The following is a 25148-nucleotide window of genomic DNA, read 5'->3' as shown; positions in this document are numbered from 1 at the left end:
GAGTGGCTCGGGGAAGAAGGTATGGTAGGCCAGATTCTCCTATCGGCCAAACCCGGCATCGTCTTTATCCAGGAAACGCCGAATCCTGGCCGCGTACTTCTTGGGATTCTCTACAGGGTAGGCATGTCCGATGTCCGGCACCACCTCGAATCGGCTGCCCGGAATGCGCCGGGCCGTCTCGAGGCACTTCCAGGGGGGCGTCAGCAGGTCCTCCGCCCCGCAGAGCAGCAGCACCGGTGCCTGGATGGCCTCCAGCCGCTCCCGGATGTCCCAACCCTGGATCCCCCGGATCTGGTGGAGATTGCCGTGCATGGGCTTGTCACCGCCCGTCACCACCTGGTGGTAGGCCCGGAGGACGCCGTGCCGGGCCTCCAGGAAGCCGTCGCCCCACAGGAACGGCGCTACGGCGTCGAACTGCATCAGGGGGCCGCCGACTTCCAGACAGCGGGCCCAATGCTCGGCCTTGAGGTTCATGGCGAAATCGAAGCGGCACATGGCGCTGGTGAGGACGGCCCCCGCGAAGGCCTCGGGATGTGCCGTGAGCAGCTCCAGGCTCATGGCGCTGCCGTTCGACAGCCCCATAAGCCAAGGCCGCTCCACCTTCAGGAGTCCGAACAGCTCCCAGGCCTCCTGAGCCAACAGGGCCGTGGGATAGGGGCCCTCCAGCGGAGCGTCCGACTTCCCCTGCCCCCGGCTGTCGAAGGTCAGAATGCGGTAGCGGTCCGCCAGGCCCGGCAGCACCCCAGCCCACATGGTGGTGTCTGACAGCAGGCCGTTGAGCAGCACCACCCAGGGCCCCTCCGGGTTCCCCTGAACGCGGTAGTGGAGCTTCAGGCCTGAAGCCAGCGTGGCGAAGGTGGGTTGAGTCCGCATCAGCCCCTCAGCTCCGCGGGCTGGTACTGGCGCTCGAAGCGCCAGGCGCCAGCCTCCCAGCGGATCACCGTGCAGCTGGCCTTCTTCACCTCGAGGCCCCGGCCCGTGAGGTGGAAGATCAATTCGCCCAGAAAGGGCTGGTGGCTGACCAGGGCCAGCACGCCTTCCGGGGCTTCAGCCGCGAGCCCGCGCAGCCAGAGATCTGCCTGGGCCGGGCGCCCCTCCGGCACCAGCCCGAGGGTGGTCTCCATGGGGAAGCCTCCGATGGCTTCCTGAAGACAGGCCATGGTTTCCATGGCGCGCCGGTAGGGGCTGCTGAATCCGCGGGTGGGCGCGTGACCCAAGGCGGCCAGGCCCCGCATCGCCGCCCGGGTCTTCCGCCAGCCCTCCTCGGTCAGGGCGCGGTCCGCATCGCGCAGACCGGGGCGCGGATCTTCGGCGATGCCATGACGGATGAGCAGGAGTGTGGCCATCCCGCGATCTTACCGCTTTCGTGACGCCTTCCAGGCCAGTCGGGTGGCATGCCGGCGATGGGCCGCGAGATAGCGGGCGTCCTCGGCGTAGGTGGTGGGATAGATCGGCGGCACCGGCTGGGGCCGCAACTCATCGTCCACATTCGCGAAGGTGAAGATGCAGCTGTTGGACAGGTTCGTCTGGGTGCGGTCCCGGCTCACCCGGATGATGTCGGTCTCCACGCAGACACTGGTGCTCCCCGAGTAGACGGCCCGGCTCAGGAACTGCAGCTTGTCGCCCATGCGTACGGGCTGCACGAAGTTGATGCGGTTCACGGCCACGATCACCGGGCGGTGGGGGGCCACCTGTTCGGCGCAGATGGCCGACTGTTCGAAGGCCTGCCGGATCAGGTGTCCGCCGAAGATCTTGGTGGGCACATTCTCGTGCTCGGGATAGGTGCGCTCCCACCCGCTGGTCACGCAATCGCCCGCCATCAGGCCCTGGAACCCGGGCTTGTCCTGGGCCGCATGCAGGGCCATCAGCAGGGAGTATTCCTCCCGGCTCGGCGGCTCCTGGGCCTGATGCAGCTGCTGGCGGTAGCCCTCGCGCCGGGCGATGGCCCGCTCCCAGCGCCGCACCGCCAAGGCATCGCTCGATTCGAAGGTGGGCAGGATGAGGCTCTCGGCACCCGCGCCCGTGGTGCTCCGGGCCACCATCGTGAAATAGCAGGAGGCGATGTGCGCCGGAGGGCTGCCATCCGCACCGGCGGCATGTTCGACGCGGATGCCCACCTCCAGGCTCGTGCGTCCCACGAAATTGACCCGGGCCCGGAACACCAGGTCGCGATTCACATCCGCGGCGCTGCGCACATAGATGTTGTCGATGGCGGCCGTCACCACCCGCGCCTGGGGGTGGGCGCGGCGCACATAGTCGAGGGCGCATTCCTCCGCCAGCTTGTCGAGGACCTCCAGGATCAGGCCGAAGCGCACATTGGCCGGGAGATCCTCATCGAGCAGCATGAAGCGCCGCCGGAGGGAGGGATCGGAACCGAGGGGAAGTGTGAGGACGCGATCGTCGGGGAGGGCCATGAATCAGTATGCCTGATCCGGGATTTCTCCTGGGATTTCAAGGGGTTTCGTGCGACACTAATTGTTTGGGCCCCTCCCGGCTGGCGCTGTTCGCCAATAGAGACTGCCACCTCGGCACACTCGCAGGGATAGCCCCGGGAGATACCAGTGAGTGAGATGACTTTTGCGGCCCTCGGCTGCAGCGAAGCCCTGTTGGCCGCCCTGGCCAAGCGCGGTTTCGAGACCCCCATGCCCGTCCAAGCCCAGACCATCAAGCCGGGGCTCGAAGGCCGCGACCTGCTGGTGCAGAGCCGCACCGGCTCCGGCAAGACCCTGGCCTTCGGCCTGCCCCTGCTGCAGCGCCTGTCGGACGAGCGCCACACCCAGGCCCTCATCCTCGCGCCCACACGCGAGCTGGCGCAGCAGGTGGGCGCCGAGCTGCACACCCTCGTGCCCAAGCTGCCCATCGCCAACCTCGTCGGCGGCGTGGCCTACCCGCCCCAGCTCCGGGCCCTGCAGATGGGTTCGCCCGTGGTCGTGGGCACGCCGGGCCGGGTGAAGGATCACCTGGACCGCGGCACCCTGGACCTGAGCCGCGTGAGCATGATCGTCCTCGACGAGTGCGACGAGATGCTGAACATGGGCTTCCTCGAGGATGTGGAGACCATCCTCGCCAAGGTGCCCGCCGGCCCGCAGACCTACCTGTTCTCGGCCACCCTGCCCGTCCCCATCGCCAAGCTGGCGAAGCGGTTCCTCAAGGATCCCGTGCAGATCCAGCTGGCCGAGGCGGGCGAGTCCGCCGTCCATGCCGACATCGCCCACACGCCCGTGCTGGTGCCCGATCACCAGCAGGTGCGGGCGCTGGTGAACCTCCTGCTCCGCGATCAGCCCAGCTCCGCGCTGATCTTCACCAAGACCAAGGCCCAGACTGAGGAAGTCGCCGAGGAGCTGACGGTTTCGGGCCTGCCTGCGGCTTTCCTGCACGGCGATCTGGCCCAGGCCACCCGCACCCGCATCCTGGGGCAGTTCAAGGACGGCAAGCTGCGCTACCTGGTGGCCACCGATGTCGCCGCCCGCGGCCTGGACATCGAGGGCCTCCCCCTGGTGGTCCATGTGGGCATCCCCACCCAGCTCGAGAACTATATTCACCGCAGCGGCCGCACAGGTCGCGCCGGCGCCAAGGGCACCAGCCTGGCCCTGGTGGGCTGGAAGGAGAGCCGCATCCTGCTGGCCTGGGGCCGCCGGGGCGGACTCAAGCTCGACTGGCGCGCCGTGCCCACGCCCGCGGAGATCCGCGAGGCCCAGACGGCCAAGCTCCTGGAGGGCATCCAGGGTGCCGCCAGCGCGGCCCTGCTCAGCCAGGCCGCCCAGCTGCTGAAGGACGCCGATCCCGTTCGTTTGGTGGCGGGCCTGCTGGGCCTGGTCCAGTCCGAACAGTCCGCCGGTTTCGACCTGCCCAATGAGCCCGAGCGCAAGGCCAAGCCCCGCTTCGACTCGGCCCGCGAGCGCAAGGAGGGCGGCCCCCGCCCCCAGCGCACCTATGCCGAACGCGCGGCGGCGCGCGGCACCGAGCGCCCCGATTCCGCCTTCTCCAAGACCCGCCCCGATGGCAGCTTCAAGCCCCGGCGCGACTTCGAGGACAAGCCCCGTCCCTATGTGAAGCCGAAGGCTGATGCCCCCTCGGGCCCGCGCAAGACCTGGGAGGACCGCCCCGCCACCAAGGACGCGCCTCGCCCCTGGAAGACAGCTCCCGCGAAGACCTGGAAGAAGAAGGGCTGAGCTGATTCCAACGAATGAACCCGGCGCCGCTCAGCGGCGTCGGGTCAGCGTATAGACCGCCTCTACCCGGAAGAAGTGGCCAGCGTCCCGTCCCGTATAGAAGGTGCCCGGATCCAGCCGCTCCCAGAGCAGGTGGCCCTGCCAGCGATCCGTCAGCGTGAGGTCCGCCCGCGCTTCGAGGAGCCGCCCCCGGCCCATGCCCGGCGCGAAGATAGCCCCCCTGGCCGTGGCGGGCTCGAAGGCCCGGAGCCAGAAGGCGCTGACCCTCAGTCCCAGGCGAGCGTGGGGCCGGACCTGCACCGTGGCCTCCCACATCCGCAGGTTCGACCAACTGGCCACGCCTGCTTCCAGGACCTGGCTGTAGACATAAAGCTCGCTCCACTTCGGCCAGCGGCTGAAGAGCGGATCCCAGCCCTCGCGGGTGGGCGTGGCAGGATCGTCCCCGGAAAGCCCCACCCAGCCCAGGGTCACTTCGGGGCGCAGGGGATGCTCGAAGGTGCGCGTGACCTTCGCCTGGGCCCCCCAGGCCCGGATGGTGGAAGACGGTTCCAGGGTGCCGGGCCGACCCTCCTGCCGCCCGGACTGGAGCGCCCCTTCGGCGGTCGCCGTCAGACCCCGGGCCAGGGGTTCGGATAGCCGCGCCCCCAGCGTCTCGACCCGGCGATCCGGTGTGAAGAGGGGATCCGCCAGGGCGCGGACATCGCGGCGCTCGGTCTTGTGGAAGGCGTAGGCCTGGAGATCCCGGCCCACCTTTCGCCAGGTCGCGTAGATCCCGAGGGCGGCCTCGTCCCGCTCGTTCAGCAGCTGGCGTTCCTTCGGATTGCCGGATTCGTTCAGGCGCGGCAGGTAGCGGTCCTTGAACGGATCCGAAATGGCGAGCAGCTCGACCTTCAAGCCTCCCGAGGTCCAGGCGAGGTCCAGTGCATTGACATAGGCCGCGCGGCTTCCATCCAGGGCCCCACCGTCCCAGAGCACGAACCCATCGCCCCGCATGAGGGTCTGGCGCCCCGCCCGCAGCGACCAGGCCGAGCCCGGGTGCCAGTCCAGGTAGAAGGTCTCGAAGACCACTTCACGGCCATGGACTGCCTGATCCGGGCGGACCAGCTTCCGGTTCTCATTCACCAGCCCCGCCGCGAAGGTGAAGTCCCGGCCGAGGGGCACCCCCACCCAGAACCTCGTCCGGAAACGGTACTGGATCCGATCATCCGGCGTGGCCGTCCGGTGGTCGGTCAGGTTGTCCCAGGATTCCGAGCGCACGCGCTCCTGGAATCCGACCTCCACCCCGGAGGGCGGTTCCTGGGCCAGGAGCGTACCGGCACTGAGGCAGAGGATGGACAGGGCTCGGGCCAGGGACACGGGGCGCTCCAGCCCTCCAGCATCGCAAACCCGGGCCGTAGCCCCCGTCACAAGGTGGCGAGGAGGCTAGGCGTTCGGATCGCTGGCGCCCAGGTCCACGGGCTTGGGTTCCTCCACGGGCTTGGGGCGGCCCCAGATGCGGACCTCCGTCGGCTGTCCGTTGGCCTTGTCGCGGGCCTCCCGCACCTTCTGGATGGCCTCGGCATCACTGCCGGACCGGGGCGCCGTGCCGGGCTTGAAGGCCAGGTGCAGCACCCGGTCGGAGGTGGCAGAGGTCGCCAATAGGCCGGTGTAGCGGTCCACATCGGCCCACTCCATGCCCTCCGGCGCCTGGAATTCCTCCCGCGGAGTGGTGGGGAGGGCCGCCTTCATGAAGTCGATCCAGATGGGCAGGGCCACCTTGGCACCGTCGGCCCCGCGGAAGATGGTTTTCTTCTCGTCCAGTCCCACCCACACGCCGCACACCACGCGGGTGGAGAAGCCGATGAACCAGCCGTCGGTGTGATCGTCAGTGGTCCCGGTCTTGCCCGCCACGGGCCAGCCCACCTCGTTGCTGCGGGCGCCGGTGCCGCTGGTGGCCACGCCCTGCAGGCACTGGATGAGCTGGAAGGTGCTCTGGGGATCCAGCACCTGCTCCGTGGCGCTGCCGCCGTGGCTCTCCAGCACGCGGCCGTTGCGGTCCACCACCTTCTTGATCAGGAAGGGCGCTGGCGATTGCAGCCCGCCGTTGGCGATGGTGGCGTAGCCGCGCACCATCTCCTTCAGTGTGAGGTCGGCCGAGCCGAGGGCCATGCTGGGATAGGGCGGGATGGTGCCGGTAATGCCGCACTTCCGCGCGAAGTCGATGACATTCAGGACGCCGACATCATCCAGCGTGCGGACCGCAGGCACATTGCGCGAATCGCGCAGGGCTTCCCAGATGGGGATGGGCCCCCAGAAATCGCGCTCGTAGTTCTTGGGCTCGTAGGGCTTCACATTGGAACGCAGGGGCTTGAACTCCGAGGTGCCATCGGGGTTCGTGACCGTGAGGAAGTCCACGGTGTCGAGGAACCGCGTGGGCACATCCTGGACCATGGTGGCGGGGGTCTTTCCGGCCGTGAAGGCGGCGCCGTACACAAAGGCCTTCATGGTGGAGCCCACCTGGCGCAAAGCCTGGGTGGTGCGGTTGAACTTGGAGCGGTTGAAGTCATAGCCGCCCACCATGGCGCGGATCTCGCCGGTCTTGGGATCCACCGCCAGGAGGGAGCCTTCCACCGAGGGGTCCTGGTCGAGTTCCAGCGTCTTCGGCGTCCCATCCTCGGCGGTCTTCACCGTGAAGAGCGGTGCGGCCCCCCGGGGCAGCAGCTTCTGGAGATCCTTGCCGGCCCAGGCGAAGGCGGTGTCGGGCACCTCAAGGGTGACCTTGCCGATGCGCACCTGCGCCTTGCCGCCCTTCCAGCCGAGGATGACGCCCCGGACACCGTCGCCCGGCTCGAGGTAGCGCTTCCAACCGTTCAGCTGCGTGGTCTCGGGGTCCGTGACGAACTGCACCCCCTCCTTGCGGAAACCCCGGCGGCGGTCCACGGCCTTGACGCCGGCCCGCACCGCATCATTGGCCGATTCCTGCCAGAAGCTGTCCAGCGTGGTGGTGACCTCCAGGCCGCCGTTCAGCACCTGCTCGCGGCCGTATTTCTCGTAGAGGTACTTGCGGACTTCTTCGACCGCGTAGGGGGCCACGGCTTCTTCGTGGGCATTCTCCCGGGCGAGACGGATGGGCCGCTCCAGGAGCAGGCTGGCCTCCTGGGGCTTCAGGTAGCCTTCCTTGGCCATGCGGATGACCACATGGTCCCGCCGGCTCCGCACCAGCCGGCGGATCGCCGGGTCGTTGGAGTAGGGGTTGTAGTAGGCGGGGTTGTTGATGATGCCGGCCAGGAGGATGCACTCCTCCACATTCAGCTGCGGGGCGCTCTTCCCGAAGTAGAACTGGGCGGCCACTTCGATGCCGTACCGGGTGCCGCCGAACCACACCTCGTTGGCGTACATCTCCATGATCTGCTTCTTGGAGTAGGCCTTCTCCAGCTTGCGGGCGAGGATGATCTCCTTGAGCTTGCGGTCCAGGCGCTTCTGCCGCTTGGCCGTCACGGTGCGGATGAGCTGCATGGTGAGGGTCGAGCCGCCCTCGCGGCGGCGGCCGAAACTGGCGACGAAATTCCAGCCGGCGCGGGCGATGCCCCGCCCGGAGACGCCGCTGTGCCCCCAGAAGTCGGCATCCTCCGTGGCCACCACGGCGTTGACGAAGGCCTTGGGAATGTCCCCGTAGGGGATCACCACGCGGTGCTCCTCGGCGAAGATGCCGATGACATTGCCATTCTGGTCCAGCACCTTGGTGATGGTCTTGGGCACCCGCAGGGCGAACAGCGTGAGGAAGCTGTCGGCATCGCGGGACAGCACGGACCAGGACACCGCGAAGGCCGCGGCGCCCACGGCGATGACGGCGGCCATGGCCACGAGGGCCCGGCGCAGCCAGTGGCGGGAGAGGATGGAGGAGGTCGCCGACGCGGAAGCCATGCCCCAAGGATAGCGGTAGAGTGATGCCATGCCCCAGCGACTGATCCTCGTGGCCAAGGTCAAATCCCCGCACCTGGGGTCCACCCTGCGCGCAGCGCTGCCTCCCTTCCTGGAGCGGGGCTGGACCGTGACTGGCGAGCGGGCCCTGGCCGAGCCCTGGGCCCTGGCGGGACTGGACCCGGCGCGGCTCGTCCTGGATGAAGAACTGGGCGCCGCCCAGCCGCCCGCGGCCCTCTGCCTCGTGCTCGGCGGCGACGGCACGCTGCTCCATGCGGCCCGCCGCGTGGGCCTGCGGGGCACCCCGATCCTGGGCATCAACCTGGGCTCCCTGGGTTTCCTCACGGCCCACCCCGTCGAGGGGGCCCGCGCGGCCGTCGGGGCCTTCCTCGCCGGTTCGCTCCTGCCCGATGTGCGGCCCATGCTCGAAGCCGAGCTGTGGCGGGGGGACGAGCTGCTGGCGCGCCACACCGTGCTGAACGACGCCGTGGTGGCCAAGGGCGCCCTCGCCCGCATCATGGACATGCACCTGCGGGTGGGCGCGCAGGACGCCGGACCCATCAAGGCTGACGGGCTCATCGTGGCCACGCCCACGGGCTCCACGGCCTACGCCCTGTCTGCCGGCGGCCCCATCCTCCATCCCAGCCTCGAGGCCTTCGTCATCGCCCCCATCTGCCCGCACACCCTGACCCTGCGTCCCTCGGTGGTGCCCGCCGACCGCCCCATCTCGATCACCCTCGAAGAGGCCGAGGACGCCCACCTCACCCTGGATGGCCAAGTGGGCCTCAAGCTGCTGCCCGGCGACCAGGTGCGCCTGCGCCAGGCCGAGGCCAGGATCACCCTGCTCCAGCAGCCCGGCCTCGATTTCTTCGCCCTGCTCCAGCAGAAGCTGCACTGGGGCGATCGGTAGGACTCCAGCCTGCTTTCCGGTCTGTCCCACGCAGACCGCCCACCCCGGGGCCCATTCCCGACCTTTTGGTCGGCGGCGGTCTGCGATCCTGCCCGCTTGTGACCACGCGCACATGGAGGGGGCCTGACACTTCCCCCAAGTAGGACCTGCGTCCCTGCATGGAGTTTCCATGGCTCTCAAAGAACGACCCAAACCCTTTCTGCTGCCGGAGTATTGCAAGGGCTGCGGCCGGTGTCTCGACGCCTGCGCCAAGGACTGCATCACGCTGAGCGACCAGATCAATCCCCTGACGGGCCTGGTGCCCGTGGAGCTGGACCTGGCCAACTGCAACGCCTGCGGTCTGTGCATGGACGCCTGCCCCGAGCCCTACGGTCTGCGCCCCGCCCATGAGGGCGAGATCCAGGACTTCGAGCTGGAGGATCCCGCCAAGCTCTTCGGCGTGAAGCCCAGCGATGCGCCCGAGCCCATCGACCTGCCCTCCGAAGTCCTGCCCCTGCCCCGCACGGAGCCCCTGGTCATCAAGGGCACCTATGCGTCGGCCCTGGGAGCCCTGCTGGCCGGTTGCCGCCATGTCTACGGCTACCCCATCACCCCCTCCACCGAGGGCGCCGAGCTGATGGCGAAGTTCCTGCCCAAGCTCGACGGCACCTTCATCCAGGCCGTCAGCGAAGTGGCCACGGTGAACATGATGTACGGCACCGCCGGCGCGGGGCTGCCCACCATGACCTTCACCTCCTCGCCGGGCTTCAGCCTGATGCTGGAAGGCGTGTCCTACATGATCGGCGCCGAGCTGCCGGGCGTTTTCGTGGATGTCATGCGCGGCGGACCGGGCCTGGGCAACATCGCCCCCGAGCAGTCCGACATCAAGCTGGCCTGCCACGGCCTGGGTCACGGGAACACGCACGCCATCACCCTGGCCCCCGCCACGCCCCAGGAGATGCTCGACCTCACCATGCTGGCCTTCGAATTGAGCTTCAAATACCGCAACCCCGTGATCCTGCTGGGCGACGGCTACCTGGGCCAGATGACGGGCAAGGTGCAGCTGCCCGAAACCATGATCAAGCCCGGCATTCCGAAGTGGGCGGTCTACGGCGATGCCATGCACCGCCGGAATGTCATCACATCGATCTTCCTCACGGAAACCGACCTCGAGGCGCACAATGTGCATCTCAATGCCAAATACGAGGCCATGAAGGTCGAGGCCCGCTCCGAGTCCTTCCTGTGTGACGACGCCGAGGTGATCCTCATCGCCTGCAACACGCCGGCCCGCACGGCCAAGGGCGCCGTGCAGGACCTGCGCAACCAGGGCGTCAAGGCCGGCCTCTTCCGGCCCATCACCCTCTGGCCCTTCCCCGTGGAAGAGCTGAAGAAGGCCATCCACGGCGCCCAGCGCATCGTGGTGGTCGAGGCCAGCGCCGGGCAGCTGGAGGACGAGGTGCGCCTCGCCCTCAGCAAGGCCGGCGTCCGCCAGTTCCCCGAGATCGAATCGGTCCGCCGCATGGGCGGCATCCTGCCCCAGCAGAGCGAGATCATGACCCGGGTCCTGGGTCAGAAGGAGGTGCTCGCATGAGCAAGGCCAGCGTCTTCTACGACAAGTTCGAGCGCCACTCCCACGGCGAGGGCCTGAAGGGCCACGCCACCCACTACTGCCCCGGTTGTGGCCACGGGTTGGCCCACAAGTACCTGGCCGAGGCCATCGACGAGCTCGGCATCCAGGACCGCACGGTGGCCATCAGCCCCGTGGGCTGCTCCGTGTTCCTCTACTACTACTTCGATGTGGGCAACAGCCAGGCCGCCCACGGCCGCGCCCCCGTGGTCGCCCTCGGCCACAAGTTCGCCAACCCCGAGAGCGTGGTCATCAGCTACCAGGGTGACGGCGATCTGGCCTCCATTGGCCTGGCCGAGACCATCGCCACCGCCCAGCTCGGCGCCCCCATCACCGTCATCTTCATCAACAACGCCATCTACGGCATGACCGGCGGCCAGATGGCCCCCACCACCCTGATGGGCCAGTCCAGCTCCACCAGCCCCGCGGGCCGCAACGAATACAATGGCCAGCCCATGAAGATGGCCGAGATCATCGCGGGCCTCGACGGCCCCGTGTATGTGGAGCGCGTCGCGCTCTTCGACGCCAAGCAGCGCATCAAGGCCAAGAAGGCCATCCAGAAGGCCATCAAGCTCCAGGTGGAGGGCCGCGGCTATTCCTTCATCGAGGTGCTGGCCGAGTGCCCCACCCACCTGAAGATGGACCCCGAAGCCACCGCCAAGTGGGTCAAGGAGTGCATGGAGCCCGTCTATCCCCTCGGTGTGAAGAAGGACATCACCGTCGAGCCCTGGTTCAAGCGCAACCCGCCCTGCTTCAAGGGCGAGAAGCTCCTCAGCCTGGCCGGCGCCACCTCTGAGCACTCCGATCGCTTCTGCAAGGGCTTCCCCACCCACCTCGACGCCCAAGACATCTCGCTGAAGCTGGCGGGATCCGGCGGCGACGGTGCCCAGACCGCAGCCATGCTCATCGCCCGCGCCGCCATCAGCGAGGGCTTCGACGCCACCCACATCCCCAGCTATGGCCCCGAAAGCCGCGGCGGCACTTCCTACGCCGATGTGCATGTGGCCAAGGACGAGGTGCTGAACCCCGGATCCCCCGATCCCCAGGTGCTCATCGCCTTCAACACGCCCAGCCTCGTCAAGTTCGGCCCCACGGTCCGCAAGGGCGGCTTCGTGATCTACGACAGCTCCGTGGTCACGGAAGCCCCCGTGCTGGATCCCAGCATCAAGGTCTTCCCCGTGCCCTTCACGGGCATCGCCACCGATCTGGGCAAGGCCGTGGTGAAGAACATCGTGGCGCTGGGTGCCCTGCAGGCCGCCACGGGCATCTTCCCCAAGGACACCCTCCTCACCGCCATCCGTGTGGCCCTGAAGGACAAGTGCGCCCTGATCCCCCTCAACGAAGAAGCGTTCGCCTGGGGCATCAAGTCTGTGGAAGCCCTCGACAAGTAGTTCGGCATCTCCCCCGGAGGCAGCCATGACGGATACCGCCATCCAGACCACCCTCAGCACCGAGGAATGGAAGCTCGTCATGGCCCTCCGGGAGATCCCGGACAGCCCGCTCCGCACGAAGGTCTCCGGCCTCATGGGCGAACTGGTGCGCTTCATCCAGCAGCCCCGCTGCCTCGGCATGCAGAGCGACGGCTTCCCCTGCGGCACGCCCCACACCAGCTGTGAAGAGTGCCAGCACATGCTGAAGGTCCTCGACGACCTCGCGGCGAGGGTGCCCGCCCAGGATTAGGCGGCCTGCCCATTCCCGCGATGCCGAGGGGAAGACCATCGGGCTAGGATGGGAGTTTTCGGTTTGCCGCCGACTCCCGGAGATGCCCCCCCATGAGCTGGATGACCAGTCCCGAGGCCTGGATTGCCCTTTTGACTTTGACGGTCCTTGAGATCGTCCTGGGCATCGACAACATCATCTTCATCTCGATCCTGGCGGGGAAGCTCCCTGCGGAGAAACAGGCCAAGGCGCGGCAGACCGGCTTGCTGCTCGCCATGGGCATGCGCATCGTGCTGCTCATGTCCATCGCCTGGATCGTGAAGCTCACGAATCCGCTGTTCCAGATTCTGGGGCGCGGGTTTTCAGGGCGGGATCTCATCCTGCTCGGCGGCGGGCTCTTCCTGATCGCCAAGGCGACGCACGAGATCCACCACAAGCTCGAGGGCATCGAAGGCGCCTCTGTGAAGAAGGTCGCCCCCTCGTTCTCGGGGGTCCTGATCCAGATCATGCTGCTCGACATCGTCTTCTCCCTCGACTCGGTGATCACCGCGGTCGGCATGGCCCAGGACCTCGCGGTGATGGTCACCGCGGTCGTCATCTCCGTCGGCGTGATGATGCTGGCCGCCAAGCCCATCGGCGATTTCGTCGAGACGCACCCGACGCTGAAGATCCTCGCCCTCAGCTTCCTGCTCCTCATCGGCACCACGCTCGTGGGGGAGGGCACCGGAATGCACATCCCCAAAGGCTACATCTACTTCGCGATGGCCTTCTCACTGCTGGTGGAGATGTTGAACCTGCGGCTGAGGGTCAAGGCGAAACCCGTCCATCTGCACTCAGAGTGGACCGAAGAGCCCGGGAAAGCCCCAGACCAGCGCCCCTGAAGCCGGGAATCCTAGAGCCCGCCCCGCAGGTTGGCGAAGGTGCGCAGGCCATCTTCGGTGGGCTTGAGCAGGGCGACGAGGCGCCCCTCATGCAGGGCCCGCAACGGTGCTCCTGGATCTGGAAAGCCTTCGGGCAGGGCCCAGGTGGGGGGAACCGATTCGCCCACGGGAATGGCGCGACCATGGCTCAGATGCTCCGCCTCCTCATCCGTCAGCAGACGGGAGGGGCACCAGGGCAGCAGGTCGGCGCCGGAGATGAGCCGCTCCTGATCCGAGCCGGGATCGGTCCAGGGGCCGATGGCGGTGCGATGCAGGGCCGTCAGGTGCGCGCCGCAACCCAGCGTGCGGCCCAGATCCCGGGCCAGGCTCCGCACATAGAAACCGCCACGGCAGGTGATTTCGAGGGTGCTGGCCCGCGGCAGGTCGTGGGCGGTCCAGCGGGCGGACAGCAGAAAGACGCGGCAGGGTTTCATCACCACCGTCTCGCCGCGATGGGCCTTCCGGTAGGCCGCCTCCCCGTCGATCTTCTTGGCGCTGGTGGCGGGGGGCACCTGGTCGGTCCAGCCCTGGAAGGGGGCCAGAGCGGCCTCCAGGGCCTCGGGTGAGAGCTGGGCTTCGGTGGCTTCCGAGGCGGGCTTGCCGTGGAGGTCGCAGGTGTCCGTTTCCAGGCCCCAGGCCACTTCGGCGACATAGGTCTTCGGCAGCGGATGCATCAGCTCCATCAGCCGCGTGGCCTGGCCCGCCAGCACCAGCAGCAGGCCGTCTGCGAAGGGATCCAGCGTACCGCCGTGCCCCAGGGCCAGCTTCTTCTGCCCGGCCTCGAAAGCCCGGCGCTTGAAGCCCCGGATCACATCAAAACTGCTCTGGCCCACGGTCTTGTGGACGAGGTGGATGCCGGATTCGATCATTCAGGCTTCCGGTTCGGGGTCGGCAGGCCGCGCGGCCCGCTCCTTCTCGATTTCATCGAGCAGGGACTCCAGATGGTTCCCCTCTTCCAGCGTGCCGTCCGGGAAGAAACGCAGCTCGGGCACCCGCTTCATCTTGAGGCGCGAAGCCAGCTGGCTGCGGAGGAAGCCCGCCGCCCGGCCCAGGGCCTTGCGTGTGAGCGCATCCTGGGCCTCCTGGTCGCCGCCGTTCGCGGGCAGGACCGTGAAATAGACCCGGGCCATGCTGCGGTCCGGCGTCAGGCGCACGGCCGTGAGGGTGAGGAAGCCGAGCTCCGGATCGCGGAGTTCGCGTTGGATGAGGGTCGACAGTAGGAAGTGGACCTGGTCTTCAAGGCGTTCTGGGCGTTGCATGCTTTTCCTTTGCAATCCCCATTGTAGCCGACCGCGATTTTTCTCCTTCCCCATGGGGTCTGCCGCGCTCCATTTGGATACTCTGGGCCTTTCGAAGGGCGCACCTTGGCCGAATGGTTCGAAGCTTGGTTTGACGAGGACTATGCCCTGCTCTACGCCCACCGGGATGCGGACGAGGCCCGCCAGGCCGTGGAACTGGCCCTGCGCCTGGCCCCGGAGCTGGCCGCGGGGCCCGTCCTCGACCTCGCCTGCGGCGCGGGCAGGCACCTCGGGATCCTGCGGCGGACGAACCCCCTGGGCTTCGGCATGGACCTCTCCCGGATCCTGCTCGGCCTGGCCCCCGTGGACCTGCGCCCCTGGCTGCTGCGGGGCGACATGCGGGCCCTGCCCGTGAAGGACGGCGCGCTGTCCGGCATCTGCCTCTGGTTCACCCCCTTCGGCTACTTCTCCGACTCAGAGAACCACGCGCTGATGCTCCGCCTCGGGCAGCTGCTCCACCCTGGCGGCGTACTGGTGATGGACTACATGAATGCCGGCCAGGTAGCCCGGACCCTGGTGCCCGAGGACACGGTGGAGCGGGCGGGGGTGCGCGTCGTCAGCCGCCGGGCGCTCGAGGGCGACCGCCTCGTGAAACACATGGAGCTCATCCGGCTGGACACGGGGGAGCGCCGCCAAGCCATGGAGAGCGTCCGCCTCTACCACCCCACGGACCTCCAGGCCATGGCCCTCCACGCCGGGCTCCGCCTCCGGAGCGTCCGCGGCACCTACTCGGGCGAGGCCTTCACCGAGGACAGCCCTCGCTGGATCGGAATCCTCGAGAAGGCCCGGTAGCGGAAGGCGCCATAGCCTGCCCGCCCCTCCTCCGTCAGAATGGAGCTTTCCATTTGCAAGGAGCAGCCATGGGCTTCCAGTCGGTGCGGGATCTCGATGTGAAGGGCCACCGGGTCTTTCTGCGGGCGGACCTGAATGTGCCCTTGAAGGAGGGCCGCATCACGGACGCCACCCGCATCCGCGAGACCCTGCCCACGCTGAAGTGCCTGCTCGATGGCGGTGCCTCCGTGGTGCTGGCCTCCCACCTGGGCCGACCTGAAGGCAAGGGCTTCGAAGCCGCCTTCAGTGCCGCCCCCATGGCTGCCTGGCTCAAGGAGCAGGGCTTCGACTGCCGCCTGGCCAGCTATGTGAACGGTGCGGCCGTGGAGGCGGAGGCCGCCGCCCTGAAGCCGGGCCAGGTGCTCCTGCTGGAGAACCTGCGCTTCGAGAAGGGCGAGACCAAGAACAAAGAAGACTTCGCCGAGAGCCTGGCCAGACTGGCCGACACCTATGTGAACGACGCCTTTGGCGCGGCCCACCGGGCCCATGCCTCTGTCAGCGGCATGGTCGGTCATTTCCCCAAGGATCGCGTGGCCGCAGGTTTCCTCATGGAAAAGGAGCTGAAGGCCCTGGGCAAAGTCACCGAAACCCCCGACAAGCCCCTGGTGGTGATCTTCGGCGGCGCCAAGGTGAGCGACAAGATCGAGCTGATCCAGAACTTCCTCGGCAAGGCCGACGCCATCCTCATCGGCGGCGCCATGAGCTACACCTTCCTCAAGGCCCAGGGCTTCGAGATCGGCAAGAGCCTCTGCGAAGAAGACAAATTGGATTTGGCCCTGGGGCTGCTCAAGCAGGCCGAGGCCAAGGGCACCCGCCTGCTGCTGCCTCTGGATCATGTGGCCGCCACCGAATTCAAGGAAGATGCCGGCTGCGCCATCACGGTGGATCAGAACATCCCCGCCGACCGCATGGCCCTGGACATCGGCCCAGAGACCGTCGCCGCCTACGCGGCCGAGATCCGCGCCGCGAGGACGCTGCTGTGGAACGGTCCCATGGGCGTCTTCGAGATGGCCTCCTACGCCAGCGGCACCTTGACCATGGCCGAGGAGCTGGCCGAAGCCGCGGACCGGGGCGCCTTCGTGCTGGTGGGCGGCGGCGACAGCGTGGCCGCCGTGAACAAGGCCGGTGTCGGCGCCCGCATGTCGCATGTCTCCACCGGCGGTGGGGCCAGCCTGGAGTTCCTCAGCGGCCTCGAGCTTCCCGGCGTCGCCGCCCTGTCGAAGTAAGGAGATCCATGCGCTGCGTCGTCGCCAACTGGAAGATGAACCTGACCTCGGATGAGGCGAAGGCCTTCTGCGAGGACCTGCTCGGGCGGTTCGCCCCCGGGGCCGGCACGGAGGCCGGCATCGCCCCGCCGTTCACCCTGCTGCATCAGGTAAGCGGACTGGTGCGGTCGAAGGGCCTCCAGGTCTTCGGCCAGAACGGACATGCCGAACCCAAGGGCGCCTTCACCGGGGAGGTCTCCATGCCCCAGCTGAGGGACGCGGGCTGTTCGGGCGTGATCCTGGGCCACAGTGAGCGGCGGCAGCTCTTCGGCGAGACCGACGCGGCCCTGGCGAAGAAGGTCAAGGCCGCCTGGCAGTGGGACTTACTGCCCCTGCTCTGCATCGGCGAGACGCTGGAACAGCGCGATGCGGGCCAGACTCTGGAAGTGCTCGGCCAGCAGCTGTCCATCCTGGCCGAGACCGGCCCCGGGCCCCTGTGGGTGGCCTACGAACCCGTCTGGGCCATCGGCACCGGCCGCCGCGCCGAGGCCGCACAGGTGCGCGAGGCCCACGCCTTCATCCGCGCCGAGCTGCAGCGGCACCTGGCCGGTGCGGACTACCGCGTGCCCATCCTCTACGGCGGGAGCGTCACCCCGGAGAACTTCCCCGAACTGCTCGCCATCCCCGAGGTCGCCGGGGGGCTCGTGGGCGGCGCCAGCCTCGATTCCAGGAAGTTCGCAGAGCTGGTGAGGCAGGCGGGGTAGACTCGCTCCTTCAGTGGGCCGCTTTACAGATGGTCAGCCCCGCATCGGAGATTGAATGGCCAAGGAAGCCGAACGTCGGTACCTTTCAGCCCTGAATGAAGCCTCCCGCTGCGAGGTGGAGGGAAAGCCCTTCAGCCTTGAGGACTGCGGAAAAATGTTCATGGAAATGGGAGCGCTGTTCTCCCTGCTCCCGCCGCCTCCCGCGCGGCTGCTTGACCTTGGCTGCGGCCTCGGATGGACCAGCCGGTTCTTTGCCCGCCGCGGCTACGATGTCACGGGCGTCGACATCGCCCCCGACATGGTCGAGGGTGCTGAGCGGCTGAGGCAGATGGAAGGCATGACCTCCAACCTGCGCTTCGAGGTCATGGACTACGAGTCCTGTCCCTTCGTCGAAGCGTTCGATGCGGCGGTCTTCTTCGACTCGCTCCACCACGCCGAGGATGAAGGGCTGGCCTTGCAGGCCGTCTACCGCGCCTTGGCTCCTGGCGGCATCTGCCTGACCTCCGAGCCTGGGCTGGGGCATGCCGATTCAGCCGAATCCAGGGAGGCCATGGCGCGTTTTGGCGTGACGGAAAAGGACATGGATCCGCCGAGGATTTGGAAGGCGGCGCAGCGGGCCGGATTCACCAGCCACACACTCTATGCCCACACCTATCGCCTGGGGCACTACTACAAGGTCGGGCCGAGGTTCCCGGGCCGAAAGCCATTCTGGCTGCTGCTGAAGGCCCTGGAGCGCCTGATGCGGCCCCGGGCTGTGCGCCGGGGCGATTCCTTCGTCGACCTGCTCAGATTGGCGAAAGGAATGGCTTCCTCCACCTCTGAAGACGCCATCGTCCTGCTCAGGAAGTGAGCGGAGGGACTGGCACATCCAGTTACTCCCCGGTTTCCCTGCGGGAGTGAACTCATGGCCGGCCCAGGAACAATCCCGCCGCATCCATGGCCAGGCCCACCAGGTCCGTGGCAGTCAGCCAGTGGCCCGGGGCGCTCCCTTGCTGGCCGAACTCGTAGGAGGAGACCGCGTGTTCCGGTGGGGCCACGGCCTTGCGCTTGGCCTCTTTCAGCTCCTCAAGTTCCCGCTGCCGGGCGCGGTCGAGCCCCCCGCCGGCAATGAAGGCCAGCACCCGGCGCAGCTCGTCCCGATCGAACCAGAGCCCATGGGCCCGGCAGACATCCAGCACCACGCCCGACCGCCTGGCGTAGTTCACGCGGTTCATGCGCTGGCCGCAACCGGGGCATGGGCGGTACTGCACCGAGCCCAGCGCGGCCCCGGCCGGCCCCATGGCAGCCGTGGGGCGGGCCGGAGGGGCGGGCAAGGCCCCCAGCACGGCCCCCTGCCGCTCGCGGCTGGCGCCCAGTTGCTCGAAGATCGCCCGGTCCAGCCAGAGCCCACCACAGGCTTGGCAGCCTTGGAACGCGAGATCTCCTATTCGGGAGGCGGCCAGGGGCTTGGCGCAGGCCGGGCAGGGTGCGCCCCCGGAAGCGGCTTCGACCCGGGCCGCCAGCGCGGCTCCGCAGGCCGGGCAATGCTCCACCGTCAGGGGCACCAGGGCGAGGCAGGCCGGGCAGGCCACCGTGGCCAGCTGGGCCCGGCAGTAGGGACACTGCGGCGCATCCGGAGGCACCGGCGCCCCGCAGCCCGGACAGCGGAGGGTGCGGGCTTCCATCAATCTTTCTTCGGCTCTGCAGGCGTGGGCTCCGGGCCTCGGCTGGGGAGATCCCCCTTCTTGGCGGCCGGATCCTCGTAGAAGCGCTGGTCCGTGAAGCGCACCCACTGGAAGTGGGAGGACAGTTTCTGCACCACCACCCGGGCGAACCCCTTGGCCTCCTCTTCGCGGATGCGGCCGTCGTCGTCCCGGGCACCTGGAGGGAGCGGATCCATGGCCTCGACCACTTCCACCGGCTCGACCGAGTCCACCCACAGGGGTTCGGGAATGCCCTGCCGCACCAGGCGGATCTGGGCCCGCACCACCTGGGGCCGGTAGCCCAGGCGATCCTGGGTCCGCTCCTGGTGCATGGCGGCATGGCTGCCGACCCACAGGCCCCAGAACAGGCCATCCACCACGCCCCAGCCCCGGTTGCCCGAGGCGGCGCTGATGGCCCCCACGGCGACGCCCGTGGCCACGCCGATGGCGGCAGGGCTGGGCTGGCCCGAGGCCGGGGAGATGTCCCGGATGTCCACCTGCAGTTCGGCAGCTCCCACGGGGGGCTTGACGCCCTCGGGGACCACCACCACCCGCGTGGCGAGCCGGCCGCGCAGGGCCGAGGCATATTCCTGCTGGAATCCTTCCCGGTCCGCCAGGCGCTCGGGCAGGCTCACGGTCACGCTCACGGGCGGGGGGCTGATGCGGAAGGCCTCGACCTCCGGCCGGGTGCAGCCGAAGGCGAACAGCAGGGGAACCAACAGCAGGGAACCGGAAATGGGGGTGGGGGCGAGCCGCATGGGGACCTCCGGGGCCAAGTCTGGATGCCGCTTCGTTCCCTGTCCAGGCTCCGATCTTGTAGAGGCGCTAGAATCGGAAGTCTTCGCGAGGCCGCATGCTCAGTCTCTTCGCCCTTCCGGGCTCAGGCTTCAGGCACGGATTCCCCCCCTCTCACGCTCGTCCGGCCATCTCCCGCCGCTAGAGGATCCTCATGCTCATTCTCATGGAACCCTCCGCCACGCCGGACCAGGTGGCCGAGGTGCTGGCCCTGCTCGAATCGGCGGGCATCCGCAGCCAGGTGAACGAAACGCCCGAGGCCCTCAGCATCGTGGCGCCGAACGCCTCCAAGGCCCTGAAGCCCGACCGCATCGAGCCCATGGCCGGGGTGCGCCGGGTCGTCCCCATCACCAGCCCCTACAAGCTGGCCAGCGCGGACGCCGTGGCGGGCCGCACGGTGGTGGAGGTGCGCGGCGTGAAGATCGGCGGCCCGGATCTGGTCCTGGTGGGCGGTCCCTGCGGGGTGGAAAGCCGCGAACAACTTTTCACCGTGGCTCGCTATGTGGCGGAGACCGGCGTCAAGCTGCTGCGGGCCGGCGCCTTCAAGCCCCGTACGAGCCCCTACGCCTTCCAGGGCCTGGGACTCGAGGGTCTGCGCCTGCTGGAGGAAGCGCGCAAGGAATTCGACCTGGGCGTCGTCACCGAGGCCACCGAGGTGGAGACCTTTGATGCCGTGGAACGCAGCGCCGACATGGTGCAGATCGGCGCCCGCAACATGCAGAACTTCGCCCTGCTGCGCCGGGCGGGGCGCTGCCACAAGCCCGTGCTGCTCAAGCGTGGCCCCTCGGCCACGCTTGAGGAATGGCTCTATGCCGCCGAGTATGTGCTGGGCGAAGGCAACCGGAATGTCGTGCTCTGCGAGCGCGGCATCCGCACCTGGTCCGATCACGCCCGCAACACCCTGGATGTCAGCGTGGTGCCCGCCGCCAAGGCCCTCACCCACCTGCCCGTGATGGTCGATCCCAGCCACGCCACCGGGCGCCGCGACCTGGTGATCCCCTGCGGGCTGGCGGGCGTGGCCGCGGGCGCTGACGGCCTGCTGGTGGAGACCCACTGCAACCCGGAGAAGGCCCTCAGCGATGGCCCACAGGCCCTGCTGCCCTCGGATTTCATCCGCCTCGTGGAACGGGCCCAGGCCGTGCATCGCGCGCTGCAGACCCCCAACCTCACGGGGCTCTGGATGTAGAGGGGCAGGCATGGCAGACTAGGAGGTTCGGAGTTTACATGAACGGCCTCGCCCTCGCGCTTCTGATCCTGTTCGGCGTCCTCCTCATCGGGGCGATCCTGCTGCAGCCCGGCACCAAGGGGGGCCTCGGCGCCTCCTTCGGCGGCGGCGGCGCGAACTCCGCCTTCGGCGCCCAGGGCGCCACGCCTTTCCTGTCCAAGGCCACCTACTGGCTGGCCGCCGGATTCCTCGGCACCACCCTGTTCATCGAGGTGCTGATCATCCGCGGCAACCGCTCGGTGCTGGACAAGATCGGCGACAAGCCAGCCGTCACCGTGCCCGCCCCTGCCCCGGCTGCTCCCGCGCCCGTGCCGGCTCCGGCCCACGCGCCTGCCAAGCAGTAGCATCCTCGCCCGGCCGGGGCTCGAAACGAGTCATTGACCGCGTTCGCGCTTTGAGTGAAGATGAATGTTCCGCGTGCCCGCGTGGTGAAATTGGTAGACACGCCATCTTGAGGGGGTGGTGGCCACAAGCCGTAGCAGTTCGAGTCTGCTCGCGGGCACCAAATCGAAACGAGCGCCCCCTGGGCGCTCGTTTTTCGTTCAGGGACTCCGTCTTTAGCTAGCGGAATACCTCCGCCAGCTTGATGCCGCCTCCCCCCTCGCTGCCCCCCGCCAGGAGCACCTCACCTGAGAGCAGGCGGGTCGCCGTGTGGCGGTAGCGGGTGGTCAGCGAGGATGTCAGCAGCGTGGCCTGGCCCCGGGCCAGGTCGATCACCTCGAGCGTGGCGGAAGCCAGGGAGCCCTCGCCGACGGTCCGCCCCCCGGCCAGCAGGACGCGCCCGTCCGTGAGGAGGGTCGCCGTGTGGTGAGTCCGGGGCCGGAGCATGGTCCCCGCCTGGGTGAACGAGCCGGTGGCAGGATCGTAGATCTCGAGGGAGGTGGACACATCCGTGTTGGGAAGGTCCGGCGTGGTTCCCCCGGCGATCAGGATCCGTCCATCGGGAAGCGGGGTGGCAGTGTGCCCGTACCGGGCCTGGGCCATGGTTCCCGTGGGGGAGAAGGTGCCCGTGGTGGGATCGAAGAGCTCCGCGGAAGCCCAGGTCAATTCCTGGCAACCGAAGAGGCAGGTGCTGTTCCTTCCGCCGACGATGAGGAGCTTCCCGTTCGCGAGCCGCGTGGCCGTGTGGCCGGTGCGGGGTGATCCCATCGAGCCGGTGGCGGCGAATCTCCCCGTCGCCGGATCGAAGACCTCCGCCGTGGCCGTGGCGTAGGTGTCGGATCCGGTGGCAGGCAGCCCCCCGGTCAGCAGGACACGGCCATCCTCCAGCGCCTCGGCCGCGTGCAGCAGGCGCGAAGCTGTCAGAGATCCCACGGGGCGGACGCCTGTTCCGGCGTCGTAGACCTGGGCCGTCGCCAGGGCGACGGCGGTGGCTCCCGAGAAGCCGACGCCACCCGACAGCAGGATCCCGCCCCCCGGGAGGGGTGAGGCCTGGTGGGCCCACCGCTTGGCGCCGAGATCCGCCGCCTGCACGAAGGTTCCGGAGGCCGGGAGATACCGCTCGAGCAGGCTGGATTCCATCCCCCCCGCCAGCAGGACGCTGCCATCTGGAAGCAGGGTGGCGCTGTGGTCGAAGCGCGAGAACTGGGAGGGCGGGGCTGCCGCAACGGCCGCCTGGTAGAGCGAGACCCTCACCGGCACCTCGGCGACGGCCCCGGGCACTTGGCTGCTGGTGGCCCGAAGGTGGTAGGTCCCCGCCACCGGAGGGGCCTGATAGCGACCGGTGGCCGTCACCTGGCCCCCCTGGGGCTCCACCACCGAGAAGGTTGCCGGGACGGGGCTTCCTTGAGCATTCTCCGCCCATACCTGCAAGGAGCCGCCCACCTTGATGTCGGCGCCGGCCGGGAGGACCTTCAGCACGGCCGGTGCTGGCGCCCCGACGCCCCCAGAGCCGGAGGCTCCGCCGCCGCAGGCTCCCATAAAGACCACGCCCAGGCTCGCGCCAAGAGACACCAGCGCCGAACGGAGCGTCATGCGCATCGTTTCCATGGTTCCTCCATGAAAAAAGAATGATTCTAAATGGGGTCGGAGTTTCCGAATACCCCTCAGATGCCATGAAAAACACCCCTTCCCCGCCGAGCCCCAAGGCGGGCGAATCCAGGAATGGTAGGGTCTGGGGATGCCTTGGCCCGCCGCCCTCAATCTCCTCGCCCCCCTGGCCCCCTGGTTCGACCGCATGCGACGGGACCTGCCCTGGCGCGCCCACAATCTGGATGCACCGCATCCGGATCCCTACGCCGTGTTGGTGTCTGAGTTGATGCTGCAGCAGACGCAGGTGGCCACGGTGGTGCCCTATTTCAACCGTTGGCTGGAGCGGTTTCCCACGCCGCAGGCCCTCGCCGAGGCCGATGAGGACACCGTCCACAAGGCCTGGGAGGGACTCGGGTACTACCGTCGCGCACGCTTCCTGAAGGCCGCCGCAGCGTCCGTCGCCGCTGAGGGGTGGCCCGAGGACCTGGAGGGCCTGACCCGGTTGCCGGGCCTCGGCCCTTACTCCGCCGCCGCCGTGGGCGCCATCGCCTTCCAGTGGCCCGCCCCGGCCCTGGATGGGAACGCCTTCCGCGTGCTGGCCCGCCTGCTGCTGATCGAGGGCGACCCGAAGATCCGGGCCGCCGAACTGCGGGCCTGGCTCGTCCCGGCCCTCGAGGCTCACGGCCCTTCCCGCCTGACGCAGGCGATCATGGAGCTGGGCGCCACGGTCTGCACGCCGACGCCCGACTGCGGCGCTTGCCCCCTTGCGGACGCTTGCGCCGCCCGGCGGGCGGAGCGTACCGGGGAGATCCCGCCTGCGGGCAAGCGCGCGAAACCCAAGGAAAGCTCGATCTGGCTGGTGGCCATGGAGGCGGAGGGACACCTGCTGCTCCATGCACCCGCGGCCAAGGGGCTCCTGGCGGGCCTCTGGCGCTGGCCGACCATCGACGCGTCGGAAGGGGTCCCCCAGCCCCCACTCCCCGGCTCATTCCCCATGCTGGCCTGGCCCGGCTGGACCCAGGTCTACACCCATCGCCGGGAGGCCGTGAACCCCCTGCACCTGCGCCTCAACGCGCGCTTCCAGGCCGCCGGGGGCCTGCGCTGGATCCCGGCCGCCGACCTCTCCACCCTGCCCCTCGGCAAGCGGGATCAGCGCCTTCGGGGTCTGCTGGCCACGCCGGGGCAGACGCCCCTGGAGGCCCCGGACCCGGGCGCGCTCATCCGAGCCTGTGCAGCCCCCTTGGGGTGATCCGCAGATCCAGGGGCGGGAGGCCCATGTCGCGCAGGGCCGCCTCGGCGGCTTCCCGACGGCCGTCCTTCGCCACCAGCAGGCAGCAGCCGCCTCCCCCCGCACCGCAGGGCTTCATGCCCGCGTACCAGCCCTCGCGGCGACCACGGTCCCGCACGGCGCGCATCGCATCGGTCTCCACCGCCGGGGACAGGTTCACTCGGGCCTGGCCTTCGCGCTCCAATAGGGCGGCCACGGCGGCAGGATCCGCAGGCAGCACCGCCGCCATGTCCCAGGCGATGCCCCGGATGTCGGACAGGGCCTGCCGGGTCTGGACATCGCCCTCGATGAACCGCTTGTAGGCTTCCCAGTTGGTCATGCCCGAGTGGTGCGGCTTGCCGGTGTAGAACACCACCAGATCCGCCAGCAGGCCCGGATGGGGTTCCAGTCGCTCCCAGCGCGGTTCGGGCCCATCCCAGTGGAGCGCCAGGGCGCCGCCCAGGGCGGCTGGATAGTAGTCCTGCCAACCCGCCGGGGTCTGAAGTTCCCGACTTTCCAGGTCCCGCAGAATCGGCACTTTGCGTGCCAGACCTTCACCGGCCTCCTCCCCGAGGGCCGCGCCGAGCAGGCCCACGCCGAGACAGGAGGACACGCCCAGCCCCGAGCCCTGGGGCACAGGGCTGTGGATGGCCACGGAGGCCGGCGGCGCACCGGAGCCGTCCAGCACCCGCCAGACCCAGGAGAGACCGGCGGGCGGTTCCGCTGGCCAGGTCTCGCAGGCCAGGTCGATCCCCAGGTCCCGGCTCCGGAGCCGGTGGCCGGGGCCGCTGCGGCGGATCTCCAGCTCGATCCACAGATCCACGGCGGCGTTCACCGTGAGGCAGCCGCCCATCATGGCGTAGATGGGCCACAGGTCGAGGGTGCCGCCCGCGAAGTCGATGCGGACAGGAACGCGCCAGGTTTCAGGGTTCATGGCGGGTCG

General features: G+C 68.7%; 24 protein-coding genes and 1 tRNA gene. 14 read left to right on the top strand and 11 right to left on the bottom strand.

Features of this window, described 5'->3' with window-relative positions:
- Positions 1 to 39: 39 nt before the first annotated feature.
- The 3 genes from QZ647_RS04760 to QZ647_RS04750 are packed head-to-tail and all read right to left on the bottom strand — an operon-like array spanning position 40 to position 2414.
- The gene (locus QZ647_RS04760) at positions 40 to 873 is read right to left on the bottom strand and encodes an alpha/beta fold hydrolase (RefSeq protein ID WP_291271070.1); all 834 of its coding nucleotides are present in this window, start codon (positions 871 to 873) and stop codon (positions 40 to 42) included.
- Positions 873 to 1346, bottom strand: coding sequence for a histidine phosphatase family protein (locus QZ647_RS04755; RefSeq protein ID WP_291271069.1), 474 nt, complete (start codon positions 1344 to 1346; stop codon positions 873 to 875). The genes QZ647_RS04760 and QZ647_RS04755 overlap by 1 nt, the downstream gene beginning before the upstream one ends.
- Positions 1347 to 1355: 9 nt before the next feature.
- The gene (locus QZ647_RS04750; protein ID WP_291271068.1) at positions 1356 to 2414 is read right to left on the bottom strand and encodes an acyl-CoA thioesterase; all 1059 of its coding nucleotides are present in this window, start codon (positions 2412 to 2414) and stop codon (positions 1356 to 1358) included.
- Between the two features lie 156 nt (positions 2415 to 2570).
- Here QZ647_RS04750 and QZ647_RS04745 point away from each other — a divergent pair, with 156 nt between their 5' ends.
- On the top strand, positions 2571 to 4172 hold the full coding sequence (locus tag QZ647_RS04745) for a DEAD/DEAH box helicase (RefSeq protein ID WP_291271923.1): 1602 nt from the start codon (positions 2571 to 2573) through the stop codon (positions 4170 to 4172).
- Positions 4173 to 4202: 30 nt separating this feature from the next.
- Here the strand turns inward: QZ647_RS04745 and QZ647_RS04740 are convergent, their stop codons facing one another.
- Both QZ647_RS04740 and QZ647_RS04735 read right to left on the bottom strand, forming a co-directional pair.
- Positions 4203 to 5528 carry a hypothetical protein gene (locus tag QZ647_RS04740; protein ID WP_291271067.1) on the bottom strand — a complete coding sequence of 442 codons (1326 nt, stop codon included), beginning with the start codon at positions 5526 to 5528 and terminating at the stop codon, positions 4203 to 4205.
- Positions 5529 to 5594: 66 nt separating this feature from the next.
- Positions 5595 to 8105 (bottom strand): PBP1A family penicillin-binding protein, encoded by a 2511-nt coding sequence (locus tag QZ647_RS04735; RefSeq protein ID WP_291271066.1) that lies wholly within the window; start codon positions 8103 to 8105, stop codon positions 5595 to 5597.
- Between QZ647_RS04735 and QZ647_RS04730 the strand changes: the two genes are divergently transcribed.
- The 5 genes from QZ647_RS04730 to QZ647_RS04710 all read left to right on the top strand — a co-directional run bounded on the left by QZ647_RS04730 (position 8104) and on the right by QZ647_RS04710 (position 13128).
- Entirely contained in the window at positions 8104 to 8982 is an 879-nt protein-coding gene (locus QZ647_RS04730; RefSeq protein WP_291271065.1) for an NAD(+)/NADH kinase, read from the top strand. The two genes, QZ647_RS04735 and QZ647_RS04730, sit on opposite strands and share 2 nt — an antisense overlap.
- A 169-nt stretch (positions 8983 to 9151) precedes the next feature.
- Positions 9152 to 10552 carry a 3-methyl-2-oxobutanoate dehydrogenase subunit VorB gene (gene vorB / locus QZ647_RS04725; RefSeq protein WP_291271064.1) on the top strand — a complete coding sequence of 467 codons (1401 nt, stop codon included), beginning with the start codon at positions 9152 to 9154 and terminating at the stop codon, positions 10550 to 10552.
- Positions 10549 to 11979: a 2-oxoacid:acceptor oxidoreductase family protein gene (locus tag QZ647_RS04720; protein WP_291271063.1), complete on the top strand. Its 1431-nt coding sequence runs from the start codon at positions 10549 to 10551 to the stop codon at positions 11977 to 11979. The genes vorB and QZ647_RS04720 overlap by 4 nt, the downstream gene beginning before the upstream one ends.
- Positions 11980 to 12004: 25 nt before the next feature.
- Entirely contained in the window at positions 12005 to 12268 is a 264-nt protein-coding gene (locus QZ647_RS04715) for a hypothetical protein (protein ID WP_291271062.1), read from the top strand.
- A gap of 92 nt (positions 12269 to 12360) precedes the next feature.
- Positions 12361 to 13128 carry a TerC family protein gene (locus tag QZ647_RS04710; RefSeq protein WP_291271061.1) on the top strand — a complete coding sequence of 256 codons (768 nt, stop codon included), beginning with the start codon at positions 12361 to 12363 and terminating at the stop codon, positions 13126 to 13128.
- A gap of 11 nt (positions 13129 to 13139) precedes the next feature.
- Here the strand turns inward: QZ647_RS04710 and truB are convergent, their stop codons facing one another.
- Both truB and rbfA read right to left on the bottom strand, forming a co-directional pair.
- Positions 13140 to 14036, bottom strand: coding sequence for a tRNA pseudouridine(55) synthase TruB (truB, locus tag QZ647_RS04705; protein WP_291271060.1), 897 nt, complete (start codon positions 14034 to 14036; stop codon positions 13140 to 13142).
- Positions 14037 to 14426 carry a 30S ribosome-binding factor RbfA gene (gene rbfA, locus QZ647_RS04700; RefSeq protein ID WP_291271059.1) on the bottom strand — a complete coding sequence of 130 codons (390 nt, stop codon included), beginning with the start codon at positions 14424 to 14426 and terminating at the stop codon, positions 14037 to 14039.
- A 105-nt stretch (positions 14427 to 14531) separates the two neighbouring features.
- On the opposite strand from rbfA, the gene QZ647_RS04695 reads away from it, so the two are divergent.
- The 4 genes from QZ647_RS04695 (at position 14532) to QZ647_RS04680 (ending at position 18115) form a co-directional block, all read left to right on the top strand.
- Complete coding sequence (locus tag QZ647_RS04695; RefSeq protein ID WP_291271058.1) at positions 14532 to 15257, top strand: class I SAM-dependent methyltransferase; 726 nt, start codon at positions 14532 to 14534, stop codon at positions 15255 to 15257.
- A 68-nt stretch (positions 15258 to 15325) separates the two neighbouring features.
- A complete protein-coding gene (locus tag QZ647_RS04690) occupies positions 15326 to 16522 on the top strand; it encodes a phosphoglycerate kinase (protein ID WP_291271057.1) in 1197 nt (398 codons plus the stop codon).
- A gap of 8 nt (positions 16523 to 16530) precedes the next feature.
- The gene (tpiA, locus tag QZ647_RS04685) at positions 16531 to 17265 is read left to right on the top strand and encodes a triose-phosphate isomerase (protein WP_291271056.1); all 735 of its coding nucleotides are present in this window, start codon (positions 16531 to 16533) and stop codon (positions 17263 to 17265) included.
- A 55-nt stretch (positions 17266 to 17320) separates the two neighbouring features.
- Entirely contained in the window at positions 17321 to 18115 is a 795-nt protein-coding gene (locus QZ647_RS04680; protein ID WP_291271055.1) for a class I SAM-dependent methyltransferase, read from the top strand.
- Positions 18116 to 18167: 52 nt separating this feature from the next.
- Here QZ647_RS04680 and QZ647_RS04675 read toward each other — a convergent pair whose 3' ends face one another.
- Both QZ647_RS04675 and QZ647_RS04670 read right to left on the bottom strand, forming a co-directional pair.
- Positions 18168 to 18929, bottom strand: a complete 762-nt coding sequence (locus QZ647_RS04675) for a zf-TFIIB domain-containing protein (RefSeq protein ID WP_291271054.1) — start codon at positions 18927 to 18929, stop codon at positions 18168 to 18170.
- Complete coding sequence (locus QZ647_RS04670) at positions 18929 to 19705, bottom strand: hypothetical protein (protein ID WP_291271053.1); 777 nt, start codon at positions 19703 to 19705, stop codon at positions 18929 to 18931. The genes QZ647_RS04675 and QZ647_RS04670 overlap by 1 nt, the downstream gene beginning before the upstream one ends.
- A gap of 191 nt (positions 19706 to 19896) precedes the next feature.
- Here QZ647_RS04670 and aroF point away from each other — a divergent pair, with 191 nt between their 5' ends.
- From aroF to QZ647_RS04655, 3 genes are all read left to right on the top strand, one after another.
- Positions 19897 to 20928 (top strand): 3-deoxy-7-phosphoheptulonate synthase, encoded by a 1032-nt coding sequence (gene aroF, locus QZ647_RS04665; RefSeq protein ID WP_291271052.1) that lies wholly within the window; start codon positions 19897 to 19899, stop codon positions 20926 to 20928.
- A gap of 38 nt (positions 20929 to 20966) precedes the next feature.
- Positions 20967 to 21311 carry a preprotein translocase subunit SecG gene (gene secG / locus QZ647_RS04660; RefSeq protein WP_291271051.1) on the top strand — a complete coding sequence of 115 codons (345 nt, stop codon included), beginning with the start codon at positions 20967 to 20969 and terminating at the stop codon, positions 21309 to 21311.
- Between the two features lie 75 nt (positions 21312 to 21386).
- Positions 21387 to 21472 (top strand) — tRNA-Leu (locus QZ647_RS04655).
- Positions 21473 to 21528: 56 nt separating this feature from the next.
- Here the strand turns inward: QZ647_RS04655 and QZ647_RS04650 are convergent.
- Entirely contained in the window at positions 21529 to 22956 is a 1428-nt protein-coding gene (locus QZ647_RS04650) for a kelch repeat-containing protein (protein ID WP_291271050.1), read from the bottom strand.
- Positions 22957 to 23086: 130 nt separating this feature from the next.
- Here QZ647_RS04650 and QZ647_RS04645 point away from each other — a divergent pair, with 130 nt between their 5' ends.
- Positions 23087 to 24187: a hypothetical protein gene (locus QZ647_RS04645; RefSeq protein WP_291271049.1), complete on the top strand. Its 1101-nt coding sequence runs from the start codon at positions 23087 to 23089 to the stop codon at positions 24185 to 24187.
- Here the strand turns inward: QZ647_RS04645 and QZ647_RS04640 are convergent.
- Complete coding sequence (locus QZ647_RS04640; RefSeq protein ID WP_291271048.1) at positions 24156 to 25139, bottom strand: hypothetical protein; 984 nt, start codon at positions 25137 to 25139, stop codon at positions 24156 to 24158. The two genes, QZ647_RS04645 and QZ647_RS04640, sit on opposite strands and share 32 nt — an antisense overlap.
- Between the last annotated feature and the right edge of the window lie 9 nt (positions 25140 to 25148).

It is taken from the genome of Geothrix sp. (assembly GCF_020622065.1).
GTDB lineage: Bacteria > Acidobacteriota > Holophagae > Holophagales > Holophagaceae > Geothrix.
Note: the sequence above shows the minus strand (reverse complement) of the source record. Positions and strands in the feature narration are given on the sequence as shown.